Below are 16,632 nucleotides of genomic sequence, written 5' to 3'. Positions count from 1 at the left end.
GGGATCTCCCCTTACCGCTGCACCAGGTGTACGCGGATCTGACCTGTCATCAGAACGAGAACAAACATGTTTAAACCGGAACTCCTTTCCCCGGCGGGAACGCTGCAAAATATGCGTTACGCTTTCGCCTATGGCGCCGATGCCGTGTATGCGGGCCAGCCGCGCTACTCGCTGCGCGTGCGTAACAACGAATTCAACCACGAGAACCTGCAGCTCGGCATCAACGAAGCGCATGCCCTGGGCAAAAAATTCTACGTGGTCGTGAACATCGCGCCGCACAACGCCAAGCTGAAAACGTTCATCCGTGACCTGAAGCCGGTGGTCGATATGGGGCCGGACGCGCTGATCATGTCGGACCCGGGTTTAATCATGCTGGTTCGGGAGAACTTCCCGGAGATGGATATTCACCTCTCCGTACAGGCTAACGCCGTCAACTGGGCGACGGTGAAGTTCTGGAAGCAGATGGGGCTGACCCGCGTCATCCTGTCCCGCGAACTGTCTCTGGAAGAGATCGAAGAGATCCGCACCCAGGTGCCGGATATGGAAATCGAAATCTTCGTCCACGGCGCGCTGTGCATGGCCTACTCCGGCCGCTGCCTGCTTTCTGGCTACATCAACAAGCGCGACCCGAACCAGGGCACCTGCACCAACGCCTGCCGCTGGGAATATAACGTCCAGGAAGGCAAAGAGGATGACGTCGGCAACATCGTCCACAAGCACGAGCCTATTCCGGTGACCAACGTTGAGCCGACGCTGGGCATCGGCGCGCCAACCGACAGCGTGTTTATGATTGAAGAAGCCAAACGTCCGGGCGAGTATATGACCGCCTTTGAAGACGAGCACGGCACCTACATCATGAACTCGAAAGATCTGCGCGCCATCGCCCACGTCGAGCGTCTGACGCAGATGGGCGTGCACTCCCTGAAGATTGAAGGCCGCACCAAATCCTATTACTACTGCGCGCGTACCGCGCAGGTGTACCGTAAAGCCATCGACGATGCGGCCGCCGGTAAACCGTTCGATACCAGCCTGCTGGAAACCCTGGAGGGTCTTGCGCACCGCGGCTATACCGAAGGCTTCCTGCGCCGTCATACCCATGACGACTACCAGAACTACGAGCACGGCTACTCCGTTTCCGAGCGCCAGCAGTTTGTCGGTGACTTCACCGGCGAGCGTAAAGGCGCGCTGGCGGCCGTCGCGGTGAAAAACAAGTTCACCAAAGGCGACAGCCTGGAGCTGATGACCCCGCAGGGCAACATGAACTTCACGCTGGAGCATCTGGAAAACGGCAAAGGCGAAGCGATTGAGGTCGCGCCGGGCGACGGGCATACCGTCTGGCTGCCGGTTCCGGAAGAGGTGGAGCTGAAGTTCGCGCTGCTGATGCGTAACTTCAACGGTGAAAGCACCCGAAACCCACACGGCAAATAGTCAATCAGGGAAATTTTTTCGCGCTGGGATAATTCTTAGAATCGGATCACATACCGCTTCGTTCAATACGGGTATTATCCCCCCGCTGAAAAACATAACCCATAAATGCTAGCTGTACCAGGAACCACCTCCTTAGCCTGCGTAATCTCCCTTACGCGGGCTTATTTTTTGCCTTCTCTCTCCTCAATCCAGGCAATGAGTTCGTCGATTTGCTTCTCTGAGAACACGGCGATCCCATGCTCAGCGAGCAACGATGCCGCAACCCCCCTCCCCGCTTTATGTATGCCGCGAAACGATCCGTCATAAATAAACTCGCTGCCGCACGTTGGGCTGCCATCGGTTAACAATGCAGCGCTACACCCCGACTCCTGAGCAGCGCGTAGCGCAAGCCAGGCTGCAAGCTGATAATGTGCGGTCACATCCTGCCCGGTATTTTCAATAATTCTGGCTTGCCCGCGCATTACGTCTTTCCCATCAGCAGACATAATCTCTGCCGGAGGACGCGGTACAGGCAGCCCGGCAGCCAATTCAGGACAGTGGATAACCAGACGTTGTTCCTGTTGCCAGCGAGCGAGTTGCGCGTTCATTCTCGCTTTTTCACTTGCGTTATAACGAACCCTGAAGCCCATCAGGCACGCGCTTACCAAAATTTTATTCATCATCACTTTCCTGTGATTAGTCCATATCATCGCTGGAGTGTAACGCGCTTTCGGGCATATTTTGTTCCTTTCATCCTGTTCTTACCCGCTTTTTTCCTCTCTGCTATACACTCTTACTAACGCTAAAAAAGGGAGCAGCGCGGATGGCAACCTATCCAGACAGTTTATTGATTCTCAATGGCAAAAGTGCAGGCAACGATCTGTTGCGTCAGGCAATTCGCGGCTTGCGCGACGACGGCGCGCGCATTCACGTCAGGGTGACGTGGGAAAAAGGCGACGCGGCACGCTATATCAATGAAGCCCTCGGGCTTGGCGTTGAGACCATCATTTCCGGCGGCGGCGATGGCACTATCAATGAGATTGCCTCAGCGCTAATAGACCTGCCCCCGGCAAACCGCCCGGTGATGGGCATTTTACCGCTCGGCACCGCCAATGACTTTGCCACCAGCGCCGGGATCCCGGAGGAGTTAGAGAAGGCGCTCCAGCTGGCGATCCTCGGTAAAGCCACCGCCGTGGATATTGCGCAGGTGAATGATAAAACCTGCTTTATCAATATGGCGACCGGCGGGTTTGGCACGCGCATCACCAGCGAAACGCCGGAAAAACTGAAGGCGGCGCTGGGCGGCGTGTCGTATCTGATCCACGGTCTGATGCGCATGGATACCCTCAAGCCTGACCGCTGCGAAATTCGCGGCGAGGATTTTCAGTGGCAGGGTGACGCGCTGGTCATTGGCATTGGCAACGGGCGTCAGGCGGGCGGCGGTCAGCAGCTGTGCCCGGAGGCGCTGATCAATGACGGTCAGCTACAGCTGAGGATTTTCACGGGCGACGGCCTGCTGCCCGCGCTGTTTACCACGCTGACGCAGCCGGAAGAGAGTCCAAATATCATTGACGGGAAATCGGCGTGGTTTGAGGTAAATGCCCCGCACGGGATGACGTTTAACCTCGACGGAGAGCCGTTAAGCGGAACACAGTTCCGCATTGAGGTGTTGCCCGGCGCGCTGCAGTGTCGGTTGCCGCCGGACTGTGTGCTTTTGCGCTAATGGTATTGCCGGGTGGCGGCTACGCCTTACCCGGCCTACACTTCGCCCTCAGGTCAGGCAATCGTGACTTTGCTGTCCAGATAGACGTCCTGCACCGCATTGATCAGCTTCACGCCGTCGGCCATCGATTTCTTAAACGCCTTACGACCCAGGATCAGCCCCATGCCGCCCGCGCGTTTGTTAATAACCGCCGTACGCACCGCGTCTGACAGGTCAGTATCGCCGCCCGCCGCGCCGCCGGAGTTGATCAGCCCCGCGCGGCCCATATAGCAGTTCGCCAGCTGGTAGCGCACCAGGTCGATCGGGTTATCGCTGGTCAGCTTGCTGTAAACGCGGTCATCGGTGTAGCCAAAGTTTACCGCTTTATAGCCGCCGTTATTCTCGGCCATTTTCTGCTTCACGATGTCTGCGCCAATGGTCGCCGCCAGATGGTTCGCCTGGCCGGTCAGGTCGGCCGACACGTGGTAATCCACGCCGTCTTTTTTGAACGCCGAGTTACGCAGGTACGCCCACAGCACGGTCACCATGCCGAGCTCATGAGCGCGCTCAAACGCCGCAGAGATCTCTTCAATCTGACGACGGGACTGTTCAGAGCCAAAGTAAATCGTCGCCCCAACGGCAACCGCCCCCATATTGAACGCCTGCTCGACGCTGGCGTAGAGCGTCTGGTCATATTCGGTAGGGTAACTCAGGGTTTCGTTGTGGTTCAGCTTCACGAGGAACGGAATGCGGTGGGAATAGCGACGCGAGACGGAGGCCAGCACGCCGTAGGTGGAGGCTACACAGTTACAGCCCGCTTCAATCGCCAGTTCAACAATGTTCTTCGGATCGAAGTAGAGCGGATTCGCCGCAAAGGAGGCGCCCGCCGAGTGCTCAACGCCCTGGTCTACCGGCAGAATCGAGAGATATCCGGTGCCGCCGAGCCGCCCGGTGTTATAGAGCGTCTGCATATTTCGCAGCACGGCAGGGGGACGGTTGTTATCGACCATCACGCGGTCAACGTAATCATGACCAGGCAGGTAAAGCTGGTCGGCTGGAATGGTCATACAACGATGCTGTAAAAGGCTGTCGGCGTCTTTGCCAAGCAACTGCGCAATATCAGTCATGTGATACTCCCGTAAGTCCGACGTCGTGTCGGTGTGTGTTTATCCAGTCCCATTATTTATGGGCAGACTAAGCCTGGTACCGACTTAACAGATTTTCCACCCATTGCATTTTTTTTCAGCACAATCTGCTGGCTCGATTCGTGTACAACAAAACTGTTACATTGATCAAACAATCGCCACAAAGGTATTTAAAAGGTATTATTGAATGGTATGTTAAAGGCGTACCCTCTCTGACATGCAGGATTAAAAAATGAAAACGAAAGTCCAACTGTCATTCATGATGTTTGTTGAATGGTTTATCTGGGGCGCGTGGTTTGTGCCGCTGTGGCTGTGGCTGAGCAAAAACGGTTTTACCGCCGGGGAAATCGGCTGGTCTTACGCCTGTACCGCCATTGCCGCTATCCTCTCCCCGATTCTTGTCGGATCGCTGACGGACCGCTTCTTCGCCGCGCAGAAAGTGCTGGCGGTGCTGATGTTTGCCGGCGCGATTCTGATGTACTTCGCCGCACAGCAAACCCAGTTCAGCACCTTCTTCCCGCTGCTGCTGGTTTACTCCCTGACCTACATGCCCACCATCGCGCTGACCAACAGTATTGCCTTCGCGAACGTGGATGACGTCGAAGCCGATTTCCCGCGTATCCGCGTGATGGGCACTATCGGCTGGATCGCCTCCGGTCTGGCGTGCGGGTTCCTGCCGCAGATGCTGGGCTACAGCGATATTTCCGATACCAATATTCCGCTGCTGATGACGGCCGCCAGCTCCGCCCTGCTCGGCGTCTTTGCCCTGTTCCTGCCGAACACCCCGCCGAAAAGTACCGGCAAGCTGGACTTCAAAGTGATGCTCGGGCTGGACGCGCTGATCCTGCTGCGTGACAGAAACTTCCTCGTGTTCTTCTTCTGCTCGTTCCTGTTCGCCATGCCGCTGGCCTTCTACTACATCTTCGCCAACGGCTATCTCACCGAAGTGGGGATGAAAAACGCCACCGGCTGGATGACGCTCGGCCAGTTCTCCGAAATCTTCTTTATGCTCGCCCTGCCGTTCTTTACCAAACGCTTTGGTATTAAGAAGGTCTTACTGCTGGGTCTGATCACGGCCGCCATCCGCTACGGATTCTTCGTTTACGGCGGAGCGGAACAATACTTCACCTACGCCCTGCTGTTCCTCGGGATTCTGCTGCACGGCGTGAGCTACGACTTCTACTACGTCACCGCGTACATCTACGTGGACAAAAAAGCGCCGGTGCACATGCGCACCGCCGCGCAGGGCCTGATTACGCTGTGCTGCCAGGGCTTTGGTAGCCTGCTGGGTTACCGCCTGGGCGGCGTGATGATGGAAAAAATGTTCGCATACAAAGAGCCGGTGAATGGGCTGACCTACAACTGGGCCGGAATGTGGACGTTTGGTGCAATCATGATTGCCGTGATTGCCGTGCTGTTTATGCTGTTTTTCCGCGAATCGGACAAAGAGATCGCCGCCATTGCGGTGGTTGATGGCGATGCCGCGCTGACACAAGGGGAAGTTAAATGAAACAAGAACGTGTTCTCGGTGCCCTTTACGGGCAGGCTTTAGGGGATGCGATGGGCATGCCGTCGGAGCTGTGGCCGAGAAAGCGCGTAAAGTCGCACTTCGGCTGGATCGACCGCTTTTTACCCGGCCCGGCAGAGAATAATGCGGCCTGCTATTTCAAACAGGCAGAGTTTACTGACGATACCTCAATGGCGCTGTGCCTGGCTGACGCGATCGTTGAGTGCGACGGGGAGATTAACGCGGACGTTATCGGCAAGCATATTCTGCACTGGGCGCTCGATTTCGATGCGTTTAATAAGAACGTGCTCGGCCCGACCTCCAAAATCGCGCTTAACGCAATTCGTGACGGCAAGCCGGTCAGCGAGCTGGAAAACAACGGCGTGACCAACGGGGCGGCGATGCGCGCCTCGCCGCTGGGCTGCCTGCTTCCGGCCACGCGTCTGGAACACTTTGTTGAGCAGGTGGCGCTGGCCTCCAGCCCGACCCATAAATCGGACCTCGCCATTGCCGGCGCGGTGGTGATTGCGTGGGCGGTTTCCCGCGCCGTCGACGGCGAAAGCTGGCAGAACATCGTCGATGCTCTGCCGGGTATCGCCCGCTATGCGCAGGAGATGAAAACCACCACCTTCAGCGCGTCGCTGGCGGCGCGTATTGAGCTGGCGCTTAAGACCGTACGGGAAGCCAACGGCATCGACTCCGCCAGCGAGCAGATTTATCAGCTTGTCGGCGCAGGAACCAGCACCATTGAGTCCGTCCCGGCGGCCATTGCGATGGTCGAACTGGCGGAAACCGATCCGAACCGCTGCGCCATTTTATGCGCCAACCTGGGCGGCGATACGGACACCATTGGCGCAATGGCGACGGCCATCTGCGGCGCGCTCCACGGCGTCCAGGCAATTGACCCGGCGCTGAAGGCCGAGCTCGACGCCGTTAACCGGCTCGATTTCGGTCACTATTGCGAAAAACTGCTGCACTATCGGGAGCAAAGGGAGGGCGTATGAATGCATTTGCCCAACGTCTCGACACCCTGCACGCCACGAGCCCGGTGACGGTGCTGGGCGCAGCGGTGATAGACGTCATCGCCGACGCCTACGCCCTGCCCTGGCGCGGGTGCGATATCGAACTTAAGCAGCAGGGCGTGAATATCGGCGGCTGCGCGCTGAACATTGCCATCGCCCTGAAGCGGCTCGGCATTACGGCGCAAAACGCTCTGCCCGTCGGTCACGGCGTCTGGGCGGATATTATCCGCAACGCCATGGCGAAGCAGGATCTGCACAGCGCCGTGGAGGCCGATACGGGCGACAACGGCTGGTGCCTGGCGCTGGTTGAGCCTGACGGCGAACGTACCTTTATGTCCTTTAGCGGCGTGGAGAACCAGTGGCAGCAGCGCTGGCTGGATGCGCTTTACGTTCCGCAAAACAGCCTGGTTTATTTGTCCGGCTACCAGCTGGCATCGCCGTGCGGCGAGCTGCTGACACGCTGGCTGGAGGGATTACAGGACGTGACGGCATTGATCGATTTCGGCCCCCGCATCGCGGATATTCCCGACGCGCTGATGGAGCGGATTATGGCCTGCAGGCCAATCGTGTCGCTCAATCGTCAGGAAGCGGAACTTGCAGCTGAAAGATTAGGTGTGGAGTCTGAAAACCTGGGTGAAGTGTGGCAGCAACGCTTCGGCGCCGCGCTAATTGTGCGCCATGATAAAGACGGTGCTATGTGGTATGACGGTGACGCCTCGGGCGTTGTTCCGGCGTTCCCGGCGACGGTTGTGGACACCGTTGGTGCTGGCGACAGCCACGCGGGCGGCACGCTGGCAGGGCTGGCAGCGGGATGGTCGCTGGCAGACGCCGTTCTGCTGGGGAATGCCGTGGCGTCCTGGGTGGTCAGCCACCGCGGCGGCGATTGCGCCCCGACTCGTGAGGAATTACTCCTCGCATACAAAGACGTATAGATCGCTGCGACAGTAGCTGATGCTGTACTCAATCGGACGGTGCTGCTGGTCAAGCGCAACCTGCTTGATCACCAGCACCGGTATTTTTTCATCCATCTTTATGTGCGCCTGAAACTCGCTGTCCGGCATGCGGGCGCTCACCCTTGAGCGGGTGCGCTGCGGGAAGATGTTCTGACTGCGGAAGTAGTCGTACAGCGAAATGCCAATTGCATCCGGATCGGGAATTAACCCGACCGGGACCCAGGACTCTTCAATCGACACCGCATCGTCATCCACATAGCGAATGCGCTTAAGTAAAAAAACCTCGCTGTCCGGGGAGATCGACAGGTGGTTAGCCACCTCTTCCGGGCATTTCACCACACGCTTGTTGACCCACAGCGTATTGGGCTTTTGGCCGCGCAGCACCACCTGCTGCGAGAACCCGCGCGCCTCTTTCAGCGAATATTCAAAGATGTTGTTGATTTGCGTGCCATATCCACGGGAACGCGTCACCACGCCCTCTTCCTCCAGCGCCTGCATTGCCCTTCGCACGGTAATGCGCGACACGCCGGTTAACTGGCTCAGATCGCGCTCGCCGGGCAAAATATTCCCGTGCTCCAGCATGCCGCTTCGCACCGCATTTTTTACCGTTTCGGCAAATTTCAGGTACAGCGGCGTGTTGTCCGGCGCGGCGATCCGTTCATTCAGTTGAGCGATTAACCGGGTATGCGCTTGTTCCATCTCTGTTTTCTCAGGCGTGGTGTTTCCTGCCAGTATACTGGGTTACCACCATGCATGAAAATGATGAACCGGCCCAATACCGTGACCGACTTCCAGAGTATCGGCTTTTGCCAGCGCCGCCGAGAGCCAGGCTTTCGCTTCGCTAACCGTATCGGCCCAGCCTTCATGCCGGGGACGCAGCGCCGCCAGCGCGGCGGAGAGCGTGCAGCCCGTGCCGTGGGTGTTTTTGGTCTGCACGCGCGGCGCGGTAAAACGTACTTCGCCATCGCGGGTAAAGAGCCAGTCCGGGCTTTCAGCGTCGTCAAGATGACCGCCCTTCATCAGCACTGCGCCGCAGCCCATCGCCAGCAGCGCGTTTCCCTGCGCTTTCATCTCGCGTTCAGTTTGCGCATGCGATGTGCCTAACAGCGCGGCGGCTTCCGGCAGATTGGGCGTGATAAGCGCCACCTGCGGCAGCAGTTTTGTACGCAGCGTCTCCACGGCGGAGGCCGAAAGCAGCGGGTCGCCGCTTTTTGCCAGCATGACGGTATCCAGCACCACGTTTTGCACCTGATAGCGTTTAAGCCGCTCGGCCACCGCTTCCACAATATCCGTCTCGGCCAGCATGCCGATCTTGGTGGTATCGATGCGCACGTCGCTGAACACAGAATCCAGCTGTGCGGCAACAAAATCTGGCTCGATACGGTAGACCGACTGCACGCCGCGCGTGTTTTGCGCCACCAGCGCGGTAATGACCGAGCAGCCGTACGCGCCAAGGGCCGAGAATGTTTTGAGGTCAGCCTGGATACCCGCGCCGCCGCAGGGATCGGTGCCGGCAATGGTCAGGGCGTTAATCCGCTTCATGCCTGCTCCTCCAGCGTATAGAGCGCGTCGAGGAACGCGCTGGCAAAACTGCCCGGGCCACGCGACTGCGCAACCGCGACCGTTCCGGCTCGCTTCATCCATCCGCAGACGGCAGCAATGTTATCCAGCCGGTCACCCGGCAGCGAACAGTTCGCCGCCACAACGGCAGAAAGCGCGCATCCGGTGCCTACCACGCGCGTCATCAGCGGATCGCCGCCGGTAACCGTTCGGGTACGTTGCCCGTCCGTGATGTAATCCACCTCGCCGGTGACGACCACAACGGCATTGGTCTGGCGGGCCAGCGCCTGTGCAGCGGGCACCGCGCTGGCGGCGGTATCGGTCGTATCAACGCCGCGCCCACCCGGGCTCATCCCGGCAAGAGCAAGGATTTCAGAGGCATTGCCGCGAATGGCAGCCGGTTTCAGAGCAAGAATTTGATGGCAAAACCGGGTGCGGAACGTCAGGGCGCCCACGGCAACCGGGTCCAGCGTCCAGGGCTTGCCTGCAGCCACCGCGCTTTCTATTGCCCGACGCATCGCCTGGGCACGCGGCGAGGTCAGCGTGCCAACGTTAATCAGCAGCGCATCGGCGATGCCGGCAAACTGTTCAGCCTCTTCGGCCTCAATCACCATCGCGGGTGATGCGCCAAGCGCCAGCAAAACGTTGGCCGTGAAGGTCTGTACGACATCGTTGGTCATACAGTGGGTCAGCGGAGAACGGGTTCGGAAGTGGTGTAAAACGCGTAAATTGAGCAGGTCAGGCTGCATGGTTTCGCTCCTGCCTTGCGTGAAGAAGCGATGACCGGGAAGGCATCTGACTTCCCTACGCTGGCATTATCCAGATCAGGTAATACGGGTATTTCTCAGCCTTCACGAAGAAGGGCACCCCGAGTCAAAATAAACAAAATCAAAAGCTTGCGATTAACGTCCCGTTAATCGCTGTTCTGGATCATGCCAGCGGGAAGCCAAAGACTCAACCCTAAAAAATGCTCTGTGTGCCAGCTTATGTCCCAGGTTGTGGCTCATAGTACCAAACACCGAACACAAAAAAGGCCGGGTTTCTCCAGCCTCAACAGCACAATTGAAGATGCCTTCACAAACCTATTTACCTAGATATGCTTTTACCTTAGCGGTGCCATTACCAACAGCTCTAACAGCAGCCCTAAGCTGAGATTCAGTAACATCCAACGCTTGGGTCCAATATGCCACTTCCCAAGATTCACTCAAGCTGATGAAACGTTTATCTTCTGGCTGCCGACGCTGTAAGTTATCTGCCATTTGGTTTGTCCTGAGTATTACAAGCTTATGCCTGCACACTACCTATATGACTTCTCTACCACTTCGTAAACGGTCAGTTATCAAACAATTGACACTGGTCATAAAACCAGTAAAAACTTTTTTTTCCGAGCTTGCTAAGCTTGCCGCTTCGCTTCTATCATAACTACTACATATTGTGTTTATTGATATAACAAATACAATATATCCAAAAATCCATCCCGTGAATAGGTGTTGAAATGGCGAACAATGATAAGCAATCCTCGAAAGATGTAGCTCATCTGGCAGCAGAGACTCTAAACAACCCAAACGCCTCTGCGATTCAGAAAAGTTTAGCGGGTTCGGTGCTATCACAAGCAGGAACAAAAAATCAGACTGGCGCGAACATGGAAGCCAAAGCATCAGCAGCTTTGAAAAACCCACGTTCAAGCGAGGTTATTAAAACCTTAGCTGGTTCGGTTGTTTCTCAATCGAATAAAAAGCGCTAAAAAAGCCGGGATTAACCCGGTTCTCATGTTTTCAGTTTCCGTTGTCGCTGTTCGCTCAAGTAGTACCTAATAGTGCTGTCGAATCCATGCGTATGGATGTGGTCAAGCAGGTTGGAACGACTACACCCCAGCCGACGCGCCAGCGCTGACATGTTGATAATCGCATCATCGCCCTTGCCATCTAGGATCCACTGCATCAGCGGCATGTTGCGAGTAACCATCTATCACTTTGTTACAACTGCTCATTTACTCGCCAGCCCCAAAAACCTACACTTTCATTAAGGATTTCAAAGCAACACAAGGATAAAAATAAATGGCTATTGGTCACTACTTATTCAGGGGCGATAAGACTGTTTGCGGTGGTCGGATTATTGAAGGATGTACCGATCATCAGTTTTTCGATAAAGACATGGCCTGTGAAGGGCATAAAGTGACGTGTGGTAAACATGCGGGTAGATTCCGCATAGTGGGAGGGCTTGAAAACCAAGACATACACGGTAAAAGAGTAGCCGGAACACTGCATAGCCGTAGCTCTTGCCCCTGCAAATCACGTTTTATTCCGTCCATCTTCGACACTTACGAATTTTCTAAAGAACCAGCAAAAGCCGAAACCACCCAATCTCACATCGTTGAATTTCCCGTTCTCCCTGGCCCGATTGCCGCTCCTAAAACTGATAGCTTCGCTGACACCTGTAAACCAACAGATAACCGGCTATTGAAAGGCGTTTACATCTGGACTGAAACAACAAGTGCAGGTCATGCTTTCGTTTCGGTGCATGAGAATAACTCGATCTACCTTTACACCTATGGACGCTATGGACGCACAGACAGAAGCACGCTAACCGGAGATGGGATTTTAGACATCTTCCAAGATGAAGATGCACGGAAGTATTACCGTTACGAACTTTATGAAATGAGTGCTCGTGCATTTCGGATTGATGATGCTGATCCTGAATTAATCCGTAAGTTCTTCGAAAAATTATGGAATAACGGTGTATCACCGATTCAAACACCAAAGATGCAGGACGGCACAATACGTAGAGGCCGCACGATTGATAAGTATGACGTAACTGGGAATAACTGTACTACTCACTCAGTCGAGGGGATCAAGTTTGCTGGTTCAAAGGTATTCGAACACGGTTACACCACCAGGACTACACAGCTACCAATTGAGATAGAAGAAGATTTCACTATCCCGGTATCACTGCAAAGTTACCTTGAAAAAAAGAGTGCAGATTACTCCTCAATGCTCGTCGTCGAGATGACAAGTACGTTCAAGCAGCAGTATCCAAACATTGAGAACAAAAGCCCTCAACCAATTGGGGGAAGTGCAAAAATCCAACAAGTATCGGCTGATTCTGCTGCTGTTGCTGGCTCAATTTCTCCATACTCAGGCGGCACAGTAGGCGGATCGTTGGGAAGTACATACGATGATGAATAAAAAGTTCTGGATCAGGTGGGTTAGCATTGCGCTGATCTGCATAGCGTATTATGTAATCGTGCTGTATTTCGATCTGGTCTTCGCACTTAACTTTTCAGAGACAATGAGCCAAGGCGGGGAGTTTACGCCTTCTCAATTCACGTGGTTTATTAAGGAACTATCGCAAAATCACTCTGATTCAGCGTTGGCCTCCATTGTTGGTTTCGCTGTTTGCGTACCTCTGATTCTGCTCATCTTCAAGAAGGTGAGATGACCGCCAAAGGCTGGAGGTCTCCAGCCTTTTCCCCTTACCCTTTCCCCACTTTTAGATAATAGAAGCATAAAGCCCGTTGGTGGTAAGACAACGCGCGGAGCCGTTAAGATTCCCAACACAAGCCGTCAATCACATAAGAAACTGAGGACAAGGGGAACGTATGCAGGTAGCGCCTAGTGATTTCTGAGGCGCTTTTCTCATGTCCTACCACTTGTTGCAAGTGCGCCAGGTTACCAAACCAACCAGCGAAAAAGGTTTAAATCATGGTATGCCGGAAACTATGCACTAATCGCCGCTGCCCATAATCATCAAGGTACGGAATACCAAGCTGATCTCTAATATCTCCTAAAACTTTGCCGATCTTCGGCATGTTCTTACCCGACACAGGAGAGAAGAATATCTTTTTCTATTGGCGGTTCACAAAATCGAGGAACCCCCACTCGATCAGTTTGGGATGTATCGCCACCTGCCTTGTAGCGTTCTCAGTTTTACCCTGTCCTCCTTCAGCGATCAGGAGATAGTGCCGCTGGCTATCTTCATCAAGTTTGATCTGTGATTTCTCCAGCTTGGCGGTCTCCCCTCTTCTGGCTCCCGTGTACGCCAACAGCAAGGTGATCCACTTCTGCCAGCCATCAGGCTGTTTTCGTGCCCATCCCACAAACTTTCTCATTTCTGCTGCACTGCAAGTTCCAAACCTCGCTTTCGACGGTGCGGCGACTACTCCATCAGTCGGAGATTTAACCAGAATATCTTTATTGTCAGTCAGGAAGGTTTTAAACAGCGATTTGTAAATTTTCAAATGCTTGTGGATAACTCAGCGCCAACCAAATCTTCTGACGGAACATCATCACACCCGATGAGTTGATGAACCGTCATCGGCCGATAAGGCTGCACAACACGCCTAGGCAGGTTTTCTACAACTTCCATCACCTGCTTAATGTCCTGCTTTGTAATCGTGGTTACATCAGTTGATGAACCCAAGACAATCAACAGGATCTCCATAAAGCGCTCATTGGCCTGCGAGATTGCCTTCGTCCAGTTCAGGGCCTTCTCTTTTTTGTACATATTCCAAGCGCCAGCCAGTGTTCATTCTGTTGCTTTAAGCGGTTGCAGAAGTCAGAAAGACGTTGACCAAACTGAACCGGGTGAATGGTTCCACGTTTGACTAATGGAATGGATGGAAATGCAAATGACATCAAGAGTTGCGCGTGGCTGTGGCTATCTGTCTCTAACGACCGACAGAAATATTTATGACCCGGCAGGCGAAAGCTGACGTAGTAGATCCCGTTACGGATAATGGTGTGATTGATCGGGGTGTGTCATTTTGTTTGTCTCTGAGAGTGACAACATAAAAAATGAAGAGAAAAAACCATGCAAATCTTTGATTCATATCTTAGATGATCGCCGGGACTACGCTGACATTATCCAGATCAGGTAATACGGGTATTTCTCAGCCTTCACGTGGAAGGGCACCCCGAGTCAAAATGCTTTTAAAACAATGATTTATTAAAATCATTGTTCTCAATCAGTGTAACCGTGGCCACAGGGCAGGCGCAAGGAGTTTTGATTTATCACGGCAGCGTTCGCGTTATGAATCTTCCTAAACACTTTTTCGCTAGCATCTTCAACATAAATATTTTTTCCTGGTATATCCCGGAACAAAAATGAGCTGAGTTCATTTTCATTCGAAGCTGACGAAAGGTTCGATAATAAATAATCGGCAAAAACCCATAAATTTACATAAACTGTTATGTGTATTATTAACCCATTTTAATCAAAACACTTAAATACAATTAATGTATTGGTGTTTTATATCTAATTTCACTCCCATCCATTATGAAATGGCTATCTTATTGTATTATAAGATTATTACGCCAGGTCTTTCTGGATCGACTCGTTTAGCTATTCCTGCTATTTATGATTTAGATCAATAATCAAAATTACACATTCATAGATAGTTACTGCACGTTACGAAATAAGTTATCAAACCAAAATCATCAACCTTATTATCGAATTTATACAGATATAACAAGACGTTGTATCTTCCCGCCAGGATAGCGCCCTTACTTTATTTTTTCTTGTAGTGATGATGAGAGCTTTAAAATGAACTATTTAAATACAACAGCTATCGCTGTTTTTGGTTTTGTGTTCGCTGGTTCAATGAATACTGCAAATGCTGCGGAAGTAAACGTAAACCTTGACGATAACGTCAATAATCCAGGTGCTCACATTCAAATTCAGGGTACCGATAAAACCGCCTACAACCTTGATAACATCGAGGGGAGTAACATTAAGCAAGACGGGCAAATCTATAACCTTCAGGGCGATATTGACAGAGCAAATACAGCTATTAATAAAGCACAAGATACAGCTAACACCGCTCAAGATGGCGTAAATGCTAACACTCAAGCTAACGCTATCCTTAATCAGAAAATCGACGATTACAAAGCAGATCAGACAATCACTGATAACAAACAGAATATATTGATTGATAACACTAATAATAAAGCAGATGCGGCTTTACAAGGCGTTATTACTAACGGTCAAGCAATCATTGATACAAACACGAGAGTAGATAAAACTGACATCACCGCGACCAATGCGAACAACAAAGCAGACGCCAACACTCAAGCGCTAGCAAGTAAGGTCGATAAAAGCATTTTCAACGCCGATCAGGATAGACAAGATCAAGCACTTCAGGATGCCTCTGGCAAAGCGACTCAGGCATTTAATACGGGCGCATATGCGCAATCTTTAGCTGTCGATGCACAAACGGTAGCCGCAGCGAATAAAGCTGCTGTTGCTACCGTTCAGTCACGCCAGCAAACACAGGAAGCGACGATTCAGAATCACAGCGCACAATTAGCGAATCATGAATCACGTATTACTGCGTTAGAGAGTCAAAATAACGCTAAGTTCTCTTCTCTGGAGAATCAGCAGAATGAGGATCGTAAGGAATATCGTGCTGGTATCGCTGGCGCTGCTTCTCTTGCTGGTTTGCATTACGTTGATACAGATAACGCGGTTGCCGTCGGTGCTGCCAACTTCAAAGATGCGCAAGGTTATGCAATCGGCTACCGTCATAAGTTCGCTGAGAATGTAGCTGTTACCCTCTCTACATCAGGTACATCCAACGGCAATGAAATTGTTGCGGCGTCCGCATCTTACGGATGGTAATGTTACAGTATTAAAATATAATGCCAGTGAGCTAAAAAAATCGCCCATGAGTTTTAATCAGCTGGCTATAACTCAATACATTGCTGCTCGCAAATAAAATGACAAAGTACATTTTTATCTCCGTTGTTTTGTATCTCACTTTTATTTTATTAGGGATATGGATCGGCTTGATGTTAGGCACCTATATTTATAATTGCAATTACTGAGGCAATAATGAAAAAGTTAATGATGATAGCGGCTGTATTATCTCTTACTGCGTGTTCCTCACCAGCGCAACGGATGGCGGATTGTCAAAGCAAGGGGGTGAGTAAAGACGCTTGTTATATTGCAGAGCAAAACCGCACATCAGCCATTAACGCTGCTGCAGAAAAACAGGCTTTGGAGAATGCTGCTCAACTTGCACAATCAGCACATAAGCATTTTCCTGAAGGCTGCACTCAGGTTATGGATGCTGCTGGTCGTTGTGACAGCAAGACTGCCAAAGCAAGCGGCGATGTTAAACAGTTTTCAGGTGAAGCGGATCGCGTTATGAATAAGCCAATATCTGATGCTGCTGAATATCTGCTTTCGAAAGGCTGGAAGCCAAATAAGGGTTTATGGCACAAGGGTAGCTATATTATGCAGCTGGTTGTCGAAAAAGAGAGAGTCGTAAACGCACAATTATCAAAAATGTGATCTTAGGACTACGCTCCCTCCTGATAAGATTTACATAGCCCCATTT

The 16,632-nt window shown here is 52.6% G+C and carries 16 protein-coding genes, 1 pseudogene and 1 riboswitch; of the genes and pseudogenes, 10 read left to right on the top strand and 7 right to left on the bottom strand.

All coding sequences use genetic code 11. The features are described 5' to 3' along the window. Positions 1 to 66: 66 nt before the first annotated feature. The gene (trhP, locus tag AC4IBF_RS07130) at positions 67 to 1,428 is read left to right on the top strand and encodes a prephenate-dependent tRNA uridine(34) hydroxylase TrhP (protein ID WP_133294786.1); all 1,362 of its coding nucleotides are present in this window, start codon (positions 67 to 69) and stop codon (positions 1,426 to 1,428) included. A gap of 161 nt (positions 1,429 to 1,589) precedes the next feature. Here trhP and AC4IBF_RS07125 read toward each other — a convergent pair whose 3' ends face one another. Then, complete coding sequence (locus AC4IBF_RS07125; protein ID WP_115875813.1) at positions 1,590 to 2,090, bottom strand: 2-thiouracil desulfurase family protein; 501 nt, start codon at positions 2,088 to 2,090, stop codon at positions 1,590 to 1,592. Positions 2,091 to 2,230: 140 nt separating this feature from the next. Here AC4IBF_RS07125 and yegS point away from each other — a divergent pair, with 140 nt between their 5' ends. Continuing rightward, a complete protein-coding gene (yegS, locus tag AC4IBF_RS07120; protein WP_136195408.1) occupies positions 2,231 to 3,130 on the top strand; it encodes a lipid kinase YegS in 900 nt (299 codons plus the stop codon). 53 nt (positions 3,131 to 3,183) lie between these two features. Here the strand turns inward: yegS and fbaB are convergent, their stop codons facing one another. Beyond that, positions 3,184 to 4,236 carry a class I fructose-bisphosphate aldolase gene (gene fbaB, locus AC4IBF_RS07115; protein ID WP_248174632.1) on the bottom strand — a complete coding sequence of 351 codons (1,053 nt, stop codon included), beginning with the start codon at positions 4,234 to 4,236 and terminating at the stop codon, positions 3,184 to 3,186. A gap of 250 nt (positions 4,237 to 4,486) precedes the next feature. Between fbaB and AC4IBF_RS07110 the strand changes: the two genes are divergently transcribed. Genes AC4IBF_RS07110 through AC4IBF_RS07100 form a run of 3 tightly spaced genes read left to right on the top strand, consistent with a single transcriptional unit; the run spans position 4,487 to position 7,715 of the window. Next, positions 4,487 to 5,764 carry a nucleoside permease gene (locus AC4IBF_RS07110; protein WP_491463223.1) on the top strand — a complete coding sequence of 426 codons (1,278 nt, stop codon included), beginning with the start codon at positions 4,487 to 4,489 and terminating at the stop codon, positions 5,762 to 5,764. Then, a complete protein-coding gene (locus AC4IBF_RS07105; RefSeq protein ID WP_491463222.1) occupies positions 5,761 to 6,765 on the top strand; it encodes an ADP-ribosylglycohydrolase family protein in 1,005 nt (334 codons plus the stop codon). Before AC4IBF_RS07110 ends, AC4IBF_RS07105 begins: the two co-directional genes overlap by 4 nt. Further along, on the top strand, positions 6,762 to 7,715 hold the full coding sequence (locus AC4IBF_RS07100) for a PfkB family carbohydrate kinase (RefSeq protein ID WP_491463221.1): 954 nt from the start codon (positions 6,762 to 6,764) through the stop codon (positions 7,713 to 7,715). The genes AC4IBF_RS07105 and AC4IBF_RS07100 overlap by 4 nt, the downstream gene beginning before the upstream one ends. Here the strand turns inward: AC4IBF_RS07100 and AC4IBF_RS07095 are convergent. From AC4IBF_RS07095 to AC4IBF_RS07080, 4 genes are all read right to left on the bottom strand, one after another. Beyond that, positions 7,689 to 8,435 carry a GntR family transcriptional regulator gene (locus AC4IBF_RS07095; protein WP_491463220.1) on the bottom strand — a complete coding sequence of 249 codons (747 nt, stop codon included), beginning with the start codon at positions 8,433 to 8,435 and terminating at the stop codon, positions 7,689 to 7,691. The genes AC4IBF_RS07100 and AC4IBF_RS07095 overlap by 27 nt on opposite strands. Positions 8,436 to 8,477: 42 nt before the next feature. Then, positions 8,478 to 9,278 carry a bifunctional hydroxymethylpyrimidine kinase/phosphomethylpyrimidine kinase gene (gene thiD, locus AC4IBF_RS07090; protein WP_325848579.1) on the bottom strand — a complete coding sequence of 267 codons (801 nt, stop codon included), beginning with the start codon at positions 9,276 to 9,278 and terminating at the stop codon, positions 8,478 to 8,480. After that, on the bottom strand, positions 9,275 to 10,045 hold the full coding sequence (gene thiM / locus AC4IBF_RS07085; protein ID WP_491463219.1) for a hydroxyethylthiazole kinase: 771 nt from the start codon (positions 10,043 to 10,045) through the stop codon (positions 9,275 to 9,277). The genes thiD and thiM overlap by 4 nt, the downstream gene beginning before the upstream one ends. A gap of 35 nt (positions 10,046 to 10,080) precedes the next feature. Then, positions 10,081 to 10,177, bottom strand: a riboswitch (TPP riboswitch). A 201-nt stretch (positions 10,178 to 10,378) separates the two neighbouring features. Next, on the bottom strand, positions 10,379 to 10,555 hold the full coding sequence (locus AC4IBF_RS07080; protein WP_072050952.1) for a DUF3606 domain-containing protein: 177 nt from the start codon (positions 10,553 to 10,555) through the stop codon (positions 10,379 to 10,381). A 236-nt stretch (positions 10,556 to 10,791) separates the two neighbouring features. Between AC4IBF_RS07080 and AC4IBF_RS07075 the strand changes: the two genes are divergently transcribed. The 3 genes from AC4IBF_RS07075 to AC4IBF_RS07065 all read left to right on the top strand — a co-directional run bounded on the left by AC4IBF_RS07075 (position 10,792) and on the right by AC4IBF_RS07065 (position 12,734). Then, entirely contained in the window at positions 10,792 to 11,040 is a 249-nt protein-coding gene (locus AC4IBF_RS07075) for a hypothetical protein (RefSeq protein WP_072050951.1), read from the top strand. Between the two features lie 313 nt (positions 11,041 to 11,353). Continuing rightward, entirely contained in the window at positions 11,354 to 12,481 is a 1,128-nt protein-coding gene (locus AC4IBF_RS07070; RefSeq protein ID WP_045337224.1) for a PAAR domain-containing protein, read from the top strand. Next, positions 12,471 to 12,734, top strand: coding sequence for a hypothetical protein (locus AC4IBF_RS07065; RefSeq protein ID WP_047074910.1), 264 nt, complete (start codon positions 12,471 to 12,473; stop codon positions 12,732 to 12,734). The genes AC4IBF_RS07070 and AC4IBF_RS07065 overlap by 11 nt, the downstream gene beginning before the upstream one ends. Before the next feature lie 103 nt (positions 12,735 to 12,837). Here the strand turns inward: AC4IBF_RS07065 and AC4IBF_RS07060 are convergent. Further along, a pseudogene (locus tag AC4IBF_RS07060) lies at positions 12,838 to 14,044 on the bottom strand (site-specific integrase). 793 nt (positions 14,045 to 14,837) lie between these two features. Here AC4IBF_RS07060 and AC4IBF_RS07055 point away from each other — a divergent pair. Together AC4IBF_RS07055 and AC4IBF_RS07050 are read left to right on the top strand one after the other, a co-directional pair. Then, positions 14,838 to 15,911, top strand: coding sequence for a YadA C-terminal domain-containing protein (locus AC4IBF_RS07055; RefSeq protein ID WP_491463218.1), 1,074 nt, complete (start codon positions 14,838 to 14,840; stop codon positions 15,909 to 15,911). Between the two features lie 213 nt (positions 15,912 to 16,124). Next, on the top strand, positions 16,125 to 16,586 hold the full coding sequence (locus tag AC4IBF_RS07050) for a hypothetical protein (protein WP_143345312.1): 462 nt from the start codon (positions 16,125 to 16,127) through the stop codon (positions 16,584 to 16,586). The last annotated feature ends 46 nt before the right edge of the window (positions 16,587 to 16,632 follow it).

The sequence above is a fragment of the Enterobacter sp. Taxon_8 genome (assembly GCF_058354585.1).
Note: the sequence above shows the minus strand (reverse complement) of the source record. Positions and strands in the feature narration are given on the sequence as shown.